The 12345-nt window shown below is 59.8% G+C and carries 9 protein-coding genes; 3 read left to right on the forward strand and 6 right to left on the reverse strand.

What is annotated here, in order from left to right:
* Window positions 1-71: 71 nt before the first annotated feature.
* The 3 genes from B5G03_RS08930 to nifJ form a co-directional block, all read right to left on the reverse strand.
* A complete protein-coding gene (locus B5G03_RS08930; protein WP_087181370.1) occupies window positions 72-722 on the reverse strand; it encodes a rhomboid family intramembrane serine protease in 651 nt (216 codons plus the stop codon).
* 470 nt (window positions 723-1192) lie between these two features.
* Window positions 1193-2056: a YitT family protein gene (locus tag B5G03_RS08935; RefSeq protein WP_242962369.1), complete on the reverse strand. Its 864-nt coding sequence runs from the start codon at window positions 2054-2056 to the stop codon at window positions 1193-1195.
* 278 nt (window positions 2057-2334) lie between these two features.
* A complete protein-coding gene (gene nifJ / locus B5G03_RS08940; protein ID WP_087181372.1) occupies window positions 2335-5883 on the reverse strand; it encodes a pyruvate:ferredoxin (flavodoxin) oxidoreductase in 3549 nt (1182 codons plus the stop codon).
* Between the two features lie 349 nt (window positions 5884-6232).
* Here nifJ and B5G03_RS08945 point away from each other — a divergent pair, with 349 nt between their 5' ends.
* On the forward strand, window positions 6233-7225 hold the full coding sequence (locus B5G03_RS08945) for a hemolysin family protein (protein WP_087181373.1): 993 nt from the start codon (window positions 6233-6235) through the stop codon (window positions 7223-7225).
* Between the two features lie 3 nt (window positions 7226-7228).
* Window positions 7229-7774, forward strand: coding sequence for an NUDIX hydrolase (locus B5G03_RS08950; protein ID WP_087181374.1), 546 nt, complete (start codon window positions 7229-7231; stop codon window positions 7772-7774).
* 69 nt (window positions 7775-7843) lie between these two features.
* On the opposite strand, the gene B5G03_RS08955 is transcribed toward B5G03_RS08950, so the two are convergent.
* Both B5G03_RS08955 and B5G03_RS08960 read right to left on the reverse strand, forming a co-directional pair.
* Window positions 7844-9100: a hypothetical protein gene (locus B5G03_RS08955; protein ID WP_087181375.1), complete on the reverse strand. Its 1257-nt coding sequence runs from the start codon at window positions 9098-9100 to the stop codon at window positions 7844-7846.
* Window positions 9101-9123: 23 nt separating this feature from the next.
* On the reverse strand, window positions 9124-10317 hold the full coding sequence (locus B5G03_RS08960) for a hypothetical protein (protein ID WP_087181376.1): 1194 nt from the start codon (window positions 10315-10317) through the stop codon (window positions 9124-9126).
* Here B5G03_RS08960 and B5G03_RS17065 point away from each other — a divergent pair.
* The gene (locus tag B5G03_RS17065) at window positions 10308-10529 is read left to right on the forward strand and encodes a hypothetical protein (RefSeq protein ID WP_140401669.1); all 222 of its coding nucleotides are present in this window, start codon (window positions 10308-10310) and stop codon (window positions 10527-10529) included. The genes B5G03_RS08960 and B5G03_RS17065 overlap by 10 nt on opposite strands.
* Before the next feature lie 25 nt (window positions 10530-10554).
* Here B5G03_RS17065 and B5G03_RS08965 read toward each other — a convergent pair whose 3' ends face one another.
* Complete coding sequence (locus B5G03_RS08965; protein WP_087181377.1) at window positions 10555-12345, reverse strand: DUF4153 domain-containing protein; 1791 nt, start codon at window positions 12343-12345, stop codon at window positions 10555-10557.

Below are 12345 nucleotides of genomic sequence, written 5' to 3' on the forward strand. Positions count from 1 at the left end.
TAAGCCTGTTTTTCTAATTATAGCACGCCCGTCTTCAAATTGCCACAAAGCGGCCTCAGTTTTTGCCGCTTTTATTGCCGCCACTGGTTCTGCCAGGCCTTGCGGCGGCGGTAATCGGTGACCTTTTGGCGCAGCCGGCCGATGCCGCCCTTGCCAAAGAAGATCCAGAAGCCCAGAAGCCCCGCCAGCATGGCCAGCTTCTGGCCAAGGGGCGCGGTGATCCACTGGAACAGGTACAGCGCCGCGGAGATCCAGCCCAGCCATTTTACCTTGACCGGCAGCACAAAGAACAGCAACAACTGGGTTTCCGGGTAAAGGTAGGCAAAGGCGAAGAACAGGGAATAGTACAGCGCCGTATTCCCGGCCGAGCCGGTGATCAAACAGCCCAGCCAGGCGCCCACGATGCCGAGCAGGAAATAGACCGTGAACTTGAAACTTCCCCAGGTTCGTTCCAACGCGGAACCCAGCCAATACAGCAGATAGATCTCCAGCGCCACATAGATGGGGTTGGTGGTCAGCGGGGGAAGAAACACAAAGCTCACCAGCCGCCACACCTGACCGGCAAACAGCCCGCTCCGGTTCAGGGACAACAGAAAATAAAGCGGATAATATGCAAACATGATCACCAGCCAGACAATGGCCTGACCGGCCGCCACATAAAGCATCAGATTCGGGATACCGAAACGGCCAAAGCGCCGCTCCAATTTATAAAGCCAATTCATCCGCGCAGCACGCTCCTTTTTGCTCAGTTTCGTTTACTTTACCAGAAAATAATCCATTTGAAAAGCCTTTTGAGGCGAATGATTTGTTTTTGTTGTATGAACGCCCGTTGAAAAGTTTTCAACGTTTTCCACCGAGATTCCAACATTCCCCGCCTGGTTATTCAACGAAACGTTGAACTTAACGGTGTTTTCCACGCGTTTTGTTGAAAACTCAGGGCTTTTCACCGGGTTTTAAACACTTTCAACATACTTTTCAACACACACTTGGAAAACTCTTCGTATAACCAGTGGGGAAAACTATGTTTATTTTTTGATGAAAATTCACTTTCTGGTCTTATGGAATGGATTTTTCGCGCAATTTCGAGTGAAAAAGGGATTTTTTTCCTGTGAAAAAACGAGGCTGCCATCCCTGGCGGAACAGCAGCCTGCATTCCCGGAAAAAAGGGAACTTTCGTCTTTATTTTTTGTCTTCAGTGCTTTTCTTCCAGCGCATGGAAGCCTTCTCCGAAGACCTCGTTTGCCTCGCAGATCATCACCATGGCCCGGGGGTCTACCCGATGGGCCGCCTGACGCACCTTGAACACCTCATTGTTGGAGCAGGCACACAGGACCATGTCCTTTTTCGCGCCGGAATAGCTGCCGGTCACGTCCACCAGAGTGGCGCCGCGCTCCACCGCCCGGTCGATCTCCTTGGCCACCTCACGGCCGTAATCGGTGATGATCATGGCCAGCTTGCCGCTGCCCGCGCCGTACATGATCTTTTCCATCACGATGGTGAGGGCAAACACAGAGATCATACCATACAGCGCCGAGTCGATGTCACCGAAGGCGGGAACGCCCAGAAAGATGATGACTGCGTCCATGATCATGCTGATCTGCCCAAAACTGAAGTGGGGCGCCTTGCGCTTGGCTGCATGGATCAGGAAATCCGCACCGCCGGTGGAGGAGTTGCGCATATAGATGATGGCAAGGCCCGCGCCCATCAGAATGCCGCTGAATACCGCCGCCAGCAGACGGTTGCTGTCGTAAACAGGGAAGCGGGGCAGGATGCCGTCGATGATAATGGTGCTGATGATCATGGTACGCAGGCTTTTCAAAAAGAATCGCCGGCCCAAAATGCGGAAGGTACCCAGAATGATGGGGATGTTCAGCACCAGGGTCATGGTACCGATGGGCAGGCCGGTGAGAAAGTTGATGATCAGCGCCAGACCCGAAAGGCCGCCGGGTGCGAATCCGCCCTTTGCCGCAAAGGTGTACACACCCACGCCGAACAGAATGCTGCCCACAGTTTCAAACAGCACATCCATCAAGAATTCCTTGCGTTTTTCCGTCACACTGATTTCCTCCTTCAAACCGACGCAGGGGAAACTCTTGCACATCGCCCCGGGCGCCGGATAAAACAAAAACGGCTTTTTTCACAACAACGCTTTGCTCAAACGCTTTGCTCAAAAAGCCGTTATCTTTTCCTACTTTTATTATAGCCGAAACCGGACCAAAAGGCAAAAATTCTTTTGTAAAAACATGGGAAAAGCAGAAAAAAGCGCCCCCGCACTGTGCGCACAGTGCGGGGGCGCAGGTTCAGCATATCATGCCGTGACCCTTGCGGGGAGGATTACTCCTCGGTGGAGTACAGCTTAACCAGCTTCTGCAGGTAAGCGTAGCGCTCCTTAGCCTTCTTGTCGGCCAGATCGAACAGCTCTTCAGCACGCTCGGGGAAGGCCAGCTTCAGGCGGCTGTAACGGGTCTCGTTGGAGATGAACTCCTTGTAATCCGCGGTAGCAGGCTTGGAGTCCAGGGTGAAGGGGTTTTTGCCTTCGGCCTTCTTGCGAGGATCGAAGCGGAACATGTTCCAGTAGCCAGCAGCCACGGCCTTCTTCATCTCGGCCTGGCAGTTGGTCATACCGCCCTTAACACCGTGCATCTCGCAGGGAGCGTAGCCGATGACCAGAGAAGGACCATGGTAGCTCTCGGCCTCGGTCAGAGCCTTGATGGTCTGGTTCATGTCGGCGCCCATGGCGATCTGAGCAACGTAAACGTAGCCGTAGCTCATAGCGATCTCGCTCAGGCTCTTCTTGCCGATGGCCTTACCGGCGGCTGCGAACTGAGCAACCTGACCGATCTGGCTGGCCTTAGAAGCCTGTCCGCCGGTGTTGGAGTAAACCTCGGTGTCGAAGACCATCACGTTGACGTCCTCACCGGAAGCCAGCACGTGGTCCAGACCGCCGAAGCCGATGTCGTAAGCCCAGCCGTCGCCGCCGAAGATCCACACGCTCTTCTTGGAGAGGTAGTTCTTCTTGGGCAGGATAGCCTGGCTGTACTGGCAATCGGGCTCAGCCTCCAGCAGAGCAACCAGCTTCTTGGTGGCTTCGGCGTTGGCCTTGCCGTCCTCGTAGGTGGCGAAGTACTCTTCGATGGCAGCCTTCTTGTCGGGGTTGGTGGTAGCCTCAGCCAGCTCATGCAGCTTGGCAGCCAGAGACTCGCGGATCACCTTCTGGCCCAGGTACATGCCCAGACCGTGCTCGGCGTTGTCCTCGAACAGGCTGTTGGCCCAAGCGGGACCGAAGCCGGACTCCTTGTTGGTGGTGTACGGAGAGGTAGCAGCGGGGCCGCCCCAGATGGAAGAACAACCGGTAGCGTTGGAGATGTACATACGCTCGCCGAACAGCTGAGTGATCAGGCGGCCGTAAGCGGTCTCGGCACAGCCGGCGCAGCTGCCGGAGAACTCCAGCAGAGGCTGGTTGAACTGGCTGCCCTTCACGGTGGTCTCAGCCATCATGCCGTCCTTCTTGCGGATGTTCTCAACACAGTAGTTGAACACATCCTGCTGAGCGGCCTGGCTCTCCTGAGGCACCATGGTCAGAGCCTTGGTGGGAGCGGGGCAGACGTTTACGCAAACGCCGCAGCCCATGCAGTCCAGAGGAGAAACGGTCATGGCGAACTTGTAGTTCTCGCAGCCCTTGCCGGTCATCTTCTTGCTCTTCAGAGCCTCGGGAGCGTTGGCAACCTCCTCGTCGGTCAGAGCGAAGGGACGGATGGTGGCATGGGGGCAAACGTAAGCACACTGGTTGCACTGGATGCAGTTGTCGGGATTCCACTCGGGAACCATCACGGCAACACCGCGCTTCTCGTAAGCAGCAGCGCCCTGAGCGAACTGGCCGTCCACGTAATCCACGAAGGCGGAAACAGGCAGGCTGTCGCCGTCCATCTTGGCAACGGGCTCCATGATGTTCTTGACCATCTTCACGGTGTCGGCATTGCCGGCCAGAGCAGCATCGTTGGCCTCGTCCACAGCGTTGGCCCAGTCAGCGGGAACCTCAACCTTGTGGTAGGCGTCGAAGCCGGCGTCGATGGCCTTCCAGTTCATCTCAACGATGGCCTGGCCCTTCTTGGCGAAGGTCTTCTCGGCAGCCTGCTTCATGTACTTGATGGCATCCTCGCGGGGCAGAACACCGGCCAGAGCGAAGAAAGCGGACTGCAGGATGGTGTTGGTGCGCTTGCCCAGACCGATCTCAACAGCCTTGTCGATGGCGTTGATGGTGTACAGCTGGATGTTGTTGTTGGCGATGTAGCGCTTGGACTCAGCGGGCATATGGTGAGCCAGCTCTTCGTCGCTCCACTGGCAGTTGATCATGAACACGCCGCCGGGCTTTACGTCCTGAACCATCTTGTAGCCCTTAACAACGTAGCTGGGGTTGTGGCAGGCCACGAAGTCAGCCTTGTTGATGTAGTAGGGGCTCTTGATGGGCTTGTCGCCGAAGCGCAGGTGGCTGATGGTCACGCCGCCGGTCTTCTTGGAGTCGTACTGGAAGTAAGCCTGGATGTACTTGTCGGTGTGGTCACCGATGATCTTGGTGCTGTTCTTGTTCGCACCAACGGTGCCGTCGCCGCCCAGACCCCAGAACTTGCACTCCTTGGTGCCTTCTGCAGCGGTGTTGGGAGCGGGCTTCTCTTCCAGGCTCAGGTTGGTCACGTCGTCCACGATGCCCAGAGTGAAGCGGGCCTTGGGAGCGTCCTTAGCCAGCTCGTCGTATACGGCGAACACGCTGGCAGGAGGAGTATCCTTGGAACCCAGACCGTAACGGCCGCCCACAACGGTAGCGGTGTTGCCAGCCTCACGCAGAGCAGCAACAACGTCCAGGTACAGGGGCTCGCCCAGGCTGCCGGGCTCCTTGGTGCGATCCAGCACAGCGATCTTCTTCGCGGTAGCGGGGATGGCAGCCAGCAGCTTCTCAGCAACGAAGGGACGGTACAGGCGAACCTTTACCAGGCCGACCTTCTCGCCCTTGGCGGTCAGGTAATCGATAACTTCCTCGGCTACGTCGCAGATGGAGCCCATGGCTACGATCACGCGCTCAGCGTCGGCAGCGCCGTAGTAGTTGAACAGCTGGTAATCGGTGCCCAGCTTCTCGTTGACCTTGGCCATGTACTTCTCAACCACAGCGGGCAGAGCGTCGTAGTACTTGTTGCAGGCCTCACGATGCTGGAAGAAGATGTCGCCGTTCTCGTGAGAACCGCGCATGGAGGGATGCTCGGGGTTCAGAGCGTGGGCGCGGAACTCGTTGATGGCGTCCCAGTTGACCATCTCAGCCAGATCGGCGTAGTCCCACTTCTCGATCTTCTGGATCTCGTGGGAGGTACGGAAGCCGTCGAAGAAGTTGATGAAGGGAACGCGGCCCTCGATGGCAGCCAGATGGGCTACAGCGGCCAGATCCATAACTTCCTGAGGATTGGTCTCAGCCAGCATGGCGAAACCGGTCTGACGGCAGGCGTAAACGTCGCTGTGATCACCGAAGATGTTCAGAGCGTGGCTGGCCACACAACGGGCAGACACGTGGAACACGCTGGGCAGCAGCTCGCCGGCGATCTTGTACATGTTGGGGATCATCAGCAGCAGGCCCTGAGAAGCGGTGAAGGTGGTGGTCATAGCACCGGCAGCCAGGCTGCCGTGTACAGCGCCGGCGGCGCCGGCCTCGGACTGCATCTCCATTACCTTAACCTGGGTACCGAAGATGTTTTTGCGGCCGGCAGCGGACCACTGGTCCACGTAGTCGGCCATGGGGCTAGACGGGGTGATGGGGTAGATAGCAGCAACTTCGCTGAACGCATACGCTACGTGAGCGGCAGCGGTGTTGCCATCCATAGACTGTTTTGCTCTAGGCATTTTTCTTCCTCCATAACAATTCAGTATTTAACGTCCTGGCCCCGGGGATCGGGGGAATGGGCGCTATTACTTAACTATATTCTAGCAAATCAAAATGGCAAAGTAAACTATTTTCGGGCAGCTTTTTCGGTCAGATTCGGTTTTTATCCTTGCATTTTCGCCCCCCTGCACAGGGCGTTCCGCCCATTTTTTTACAAAAGCTTCATCCGGCCCCGGCCGGGTCTCGTTGACAAGGGGTTTTGATTGCTTTAATATGGTAATTGACCGGTTTTCGCGCCGCCTGGTACGGGCCGGAAAAACCGGGCCGCGGCCCTTTGGAAGACCGCCCCGAAAAAAGGAGTTTTGAACGATGGATACCCCGGGTGTTTTTCCCGGCTTTTCCAGCCTCGCCGCCCTTTTGGTGTGCTGCGCGGTGGGGCTTTTGCTGCTGGCCGCCGGTCTTCTGGGCGGCTGGGCCGCCGCCAAAAAGGAAATGCGGCTGCCCGGCTGGCTTTCCCGCCTGCTGGCCCCGGCCGGGCTGGGCAACGACGAGACGGTAACCGAGGAGGACCTGTTCGAGCTGGTGGACGACGCGGACGAACAGGACCTGATCGACACCGCCCAGAAAACCATGATCACCAACATCTTCGACCTGTCCGACGTAACCGCGGGCGACGTGATGACCCACCGCACCGACATGAACGCGGTGAATGAGCACGCCTCCTGCCGGGAGGCGGTGGAGCTGGCCCTTTCCACCGGCAACAGCCGACTGCCGGTCTACCGCAAAAGCCTGGACAATGTGACCGGCATTCTGTACGTGAAGGATCTGCTGCGGCTGTTCGACGACCCCGGCGTACTGGAACGGCAGGTGAGCGAGTTCGCCCGCAAGGCCATGTATGTGCCGGAGAGCCGCCCCGCCGGTGAGCTGATGATGGACTTCAAAAAGCAGCACACCATGATGGCCATTGTGGTGGACGAATACGGCGGCACCGCCGGGCTCGTGACCATGGAGGACATCCTGGAGGAGATCGTGGGCGACATTCAGGACGAGTACGACACCGAGGAAGCCGAGCTGACCCCCTGCGAGGGCGGCTTTGTGGCGGACGGCGCGCTGGATCTGGAGGACGTGTTCGAGGCCTTCGGCATGGAGTGCCCCGAGCGCACCGACGAAGAGGAGTTCGACACGGTGGGCGGTCTGATCGCCGACCGGCTGGGCCGCATTCCGGAGAATGGCGAGCAGGCCAGCGCCCAGTGGGGCGGGCTGTGCTTCACCTGCCTGGAAGTGCGGGAGCGGCGCATCCAGCGTGTGCGCTGCACCCGGGTGGAATCCCCTGAAACTGAAAACGAGGAAAAGGAGCGTTGAACCGTGGCACATTTTGAGAAAACCCTGGACAGCGACACCCGGTTTGAGGGCCGGGTCTTCACCCTGACGGTGGACACCGTGGAGCTGGAAAACGGCCGCACCTCCACCCGCGAGGTGGTACACCACAACGGTGGCGCCTGCATCGCTGCCCTGACCGAAAACGATGAGGTCTATCTGGTCCGGCAGTTCCGTTACGCCTTCGGGCAGGAGCTGTGGGAGCTGCCCGCCGGTAAGCTGGAAAAGGGCGAGGACCCCTTCGAGGCCGCCAAGCGGGAGCTGGGCGAGGAATGCGGCCTGACCGCCGAGCACTTTGTGGATCTGGGCTCTGTGTATCCCACCGTGGGCTACTGCACCGAGATCATCTACTGCTGGGCTGCCACCGGTCTGACCCCCTGTGACATGCATCTGGACGAGGACGAGTTCCTCACCCCGGAAAAAGTGCCCTTCGACCGGGCCGTGGAGATGGTGCTGTCCGGCGAGATTCGGGACAGCAAGACCGCCATCGCCCTGCTGAAGATCAAGGCCCTGCGGGACGCGGGCCGGATGTGAGGTTCCGCTTATTTCATTGCAAACAAAACCGCCGTTTCGGAAAACCCGAAACGGCGGTTTTTTTCGTTTTCACATAATGGCTTGCCCCTGCATGTAGAGCACCGCGTAGGCGAAAAGCGCCAGCGCGCTCAGGCCGCCAAGCGCTGCCCGCAGCCAGGTGCAGCGGATGCGTCCCAGCAAAAAGAACACCGGCAGGCAGCCCAGCAGATACCGGGGGCCGCTGATCATCCAGCCCGCCAGGTAGGTCATGCCCAGATAGGCCCCGCCCCAGATAAGCCACTCAGTGCGCGCACCGGTGAACATCCCCCAGAAAAGCAGCGCCAGCACCACAAAATACAGCACCACCTGGGGCCAGTAGATGAAGCTTGCCAGGCCCGGATACTGCAGCGCCAGGTTCCAGTGCTGGGTCAGGTTTTCGCCGATCCATTTGGTGGTCTGATACCAGGGCGGCGCGGCCTGGAATTCCAGAAAGGCAAACCAGTCGCCGAACACCAGCCGGTTGCAGGCAAGATAGCCGCCCCAGCCCGCCGGGATCAATAGCAGACCAAAACTTTTCAGACCCTGACGGCCGGTTTTGCGGGCCCGCAGCCAGAGCCAGAGCACCGGCAGCAGCAAAACCATCCCCTGGGTTCGGCAAAGCGCCGCGAGACCGCCCAGCAGCCCGGCCCAGCCCCAGCGCCCGGTGAGCGCCAGCCGCATGCAGCCCAGGCAGAGCAGCAGAAACAGGCTTTCGGTATAAACGCCCATGCTGAAAAAGGCAAAGGGATACACCGCCAGAAAGCCCACCGCCCAGACAGCCCGGGTCCGGGGCAGCCAGTGCCCGGCCAGGCTCAAAGCCACAGCTCCGCAGCCGCCCCAGCACAGCTGGCTGACCAGAAGGCCCGCCAGCTCGAAATTGCCCCCGGCCAGCAGACTCATCAGCCGGATGCACAGCGGATAGAGGGGATAGAAAACGATCCATTTGGCATCCTCGCCCGAAGGCACATAGCCGTTTTGTGCAATGAACAGATAATGCGGGCTGTCGCCCGCCTGGGTGAATCGCTGCCAGAAATGGGTCAGAAAGGCCCCAAAGCCGCCGCTCTGGTTCAGAGTGAGCCAGGCAAAAAACAGCACCGCCCACTGCACCGCCAGCACCGCAACAAAAGCAGCGGCATAATCCCGCCGGGAAAGCCGGGCGGGACGGAGCAGCGGCTCCTCCCGCCGGAACACCCGCCAGTCCGGCAGCGGCACCGGCATCCAGCCCAGCAGCGTCAGGCAGCGCAGCGCCAGAATCAGTACAAAGGCGATCATCCCGCCGCCGCCCAGCCAGCCAATCACCTGCGCCATTGTATCCTCCTTGCCGCGCGGTTTTATGCGTTCAGCATGTACACCGCGCCGTAGAAATTAAACAGAATCGCCGCCAGCAAAAGCCCCCGGGCGGCGGGTCCGGCCTCCCATTTTCGTCGGGCGAAAAACAGCAGGCAGAAGGGGAAGGGGTCCACCAGATACCGGGCCCCGAACTGCCAGCCGCCCAGCGTGCGGTGCAGGCAGAGCACCACCACCGTGAGCAGATAGCAGCCCACCAGAATGCCGTCCGCCCAATCCAGCTGCTTTTTCCGCAGTCCCACGATCAACGCCAGCAGCCAGAGCAGCAGCAGGGGGTTGGCCAGAAAGGGCAGAAAGCCGTTGAAGGTGGGGAAGGAAAGATCCAGCGTTTCGGTGAGCAGCACCGGGCGCAGCAGATTTTTCAGGTTGGGCCAGAAATACTCCAGATGGAACTGGCCATTTTCCTCCCGCATGAATTCCGGCAGAAAGTTATGGCCAAACTCCAGCGGATTGCCAAAGCGCGCCCAGTTATACCACCCCAGAGCAAACGCCACCAAAGCGGGCAGCACGCTCACCGCCGCCAGATGCTTCCACCGGCCCTGCCGCACCGCGCTCCACACCGGCCGCAGAAACAGCACCACCGCCAGCAGAGCAGAGAAGGGCCGGCAGCCCACCGCCAGCGCCAGCAGGAAAAAGGCAGGCAGCTCCCGCCCGGCAAGCCAGAAAAAGCAGCCCCAGACGCAGAAGGCCAGCGCCAGCAGCTGGGCCAGCATCCATACGCCGCCGCTGGTGCTCAGCCAGAAGGTGTTGCTGCCCAGGCTCACAAACAGCGAAAAGAAGGCACAGGTCTCCGGGGTCTTTCCGCTCTGCCAGAAGAGCAGATACACCCCCGCCGCCACAGCCAGTCCATACAATGCCGCGATCAGATTGGAGGGCACCGCCCCACCCCACAGCGCCCAGGGCAGTGCCAATACAGAGGGGACCGGCGGAAAAGAGAGATAATACTCCCCGTTGAATATCGCCAGTTCCAACCATGGGTATTGCTCGCCGTTTTGGATGGCCATGCTGCCTTCCAGCCAGTTTTGGGCCTGAAGGAGATAGCTGTCGTAGGGATTCTGCGCCAGCAGCGTTCCACCCGACAGCGAATGGAACAGCAGGATGCCAAAACCGAACAGGGCCAGCGACCCGGCCAGCGCGGCCAGATGCGCCCGGGAAAATGTGGGTTTGGATGCGGGCAAAACTCTCCCTCCTTCGTTTTTTTGCCTTTTTTGCGCGAAAATTAATTACTTTTCGTATTATTAATTTGATTTATACAACGAAAATCAAGTCTTCCAGTGCTGTGCTCCATGCCGCAGAAGCACTGTCCGCTTTTGATTATACCCGGTCACCGGAATCCGGTCAAAGCCTTTTCCTCCGCCGGGCGCAGAAAAAGGCCTTCCCGGTGGAGTAAGCCATCGGGAAGGCCTTTTGTTGTTTCACTTCATTTCGTTGCTCGTCAGCTCCAGCGCAGTGACCGTTTCGCCGCTCTCATCCAGCGTCATGGTCAGGGTACCGATATCTTCTGACGATTTGCCGGATACCCGGAACCATACCTGCCGGTTGCCCTGCTCGTCCCGGGCGTAATGCAGCTCGTCCCTCTCCGAATAGCCTGAGATGGCATACCTCACATCCTCCGGTGCTTCATCCATGCCCCAGCCTGCCCGGAGCAGGTCATCGGCCAGCTCATACTCGCTGAGGCCCGCCCCCTGCTGGTGCAGCGTCCAGGGGTCCAGCTGATGAATCGTACCGTTTTGGTACAGTGCCAGATTCACCCGGTAGGCAAGAGCCTGGGGCTGGCATAGGCACAGCGCCAGGAACAGCCCCGCCGCCGCAAAGGTGCCCAGGCGAATCCAGTCCAGGCCACGGAACACCGCCAGCAGTGCCAGCACGCTGACCGCCGCCAGCACCAGCATGAACCAGCTGGAAAGAATGCGCTTTTCGGTGAGCCCGAAGCGGGTCACATACAGCCCCATCTTGGAGGCCCCCACCAGCACGAACAGCAGATTCGATGCCATCAGGGCAGCGGTGAGGCCCCTCAGCAGCGGGCGCTGCTGAGGATTGCCCTTGCACAGCACATTGACCGCCAGCAGCAGCGCGAAGTTGAGCATCGCCACCGCGCACAGCTCGAAGAAGCCCCTCCGGGCATATTCCGCGGCGGTGAACCCGGCGGGCAGCCGGTCGAAAAATGCCCCGAACAGGTAGCCCGCCTGCACCACGAAGAAGAGCAGATACAGCCCGCAGAAGGCAAGCAGACCCAGAGTCATGGCACTTTGGGGCAGGCAGCGCTGCTTATCCAGCGCCGCCAGCCAGCGGCTCTGCCGCTCCGGGTCCGGCTTCTGACGCAGCACGCTGCCCAGCGCCCCGTAAAGATAGGCGCCCACCGGCAGGGAAGCCGCAAACAGAAGCAGGCGGCCCGCCACCCATTCCGGCACGGTGAGCAGCTTGGCAAAACGTTCCAGCAGGGAGGCAAAGCCCGCGTCCGCCCCGGCCAGCAGCATGAGCGCCAGCAGGAACAAGGGAATCAGCAGGCAAAGAGCCAAACAGGCGCCCACCAGGTCCCGCTTTTTGTTCTGCCGTGCCGCCCGCACCCTGGCCCAGAGCTTTTTGAAGGCGTACCACATCACCTGAATGCGCAAAAAGAACCAGCAGAAGGGACGGCCCAGAAGGCAGAGCGCCGCGTCCAGCGGGGCAAAGCAGCCGGTGCGCCCGCCCCCGGTGAGCAGGCCTGCCCGGCAGACCAGCCAGTACATGGCCGCCAGATGCAGGGCCAGAACCTGCCAGCCGTAGTAGCCGTATTCGTAGTCATTCCAGTAGCCCGCGCCGTAAAGCAGGGGACGGACGATCAGCAGGTTTGCCAGCAGCAGGGCGGAAAAGCCCAGCCACCACCAGCTCTCCGCCGGGGCCTTGCGGCCTGCCCGGCGCAGGAAAAATTCCGCCCCGCCGAAAAACAGCGCGCAGAACACCCCCAGCGCCACCGGATTCATGCTGCCCACGTACCATTCGGCAAAGGGCAGAACCGGCCCGCCCAGCACCAGGCCGCAGAAATAAAACCAGCCCAACAGATAGCTGTAGAGCGCCGCGCCCAGCTGCAGCCGGGTCGCTTTAAACGGCTGAGCCGCTTTTGCTGTGTAGAGGGGCTGCGCACCGGCGGCCGGGTCAGCCGCCTGGCTGTTCGGCATACCGGTTTGCGGCATCGCCCCGTTCTCCAAACGAATCCGTTCTTCCAT

It is taken from the genome of Gemmiger sp. An50 (genome assembly GCF_002161595.1).
In the GTDB taxonomy this organism is placed as follows: Bacteria; Bacillota; Clostridia; order Oscillospirales; family Ruminococcaceae; genus Allofournierella.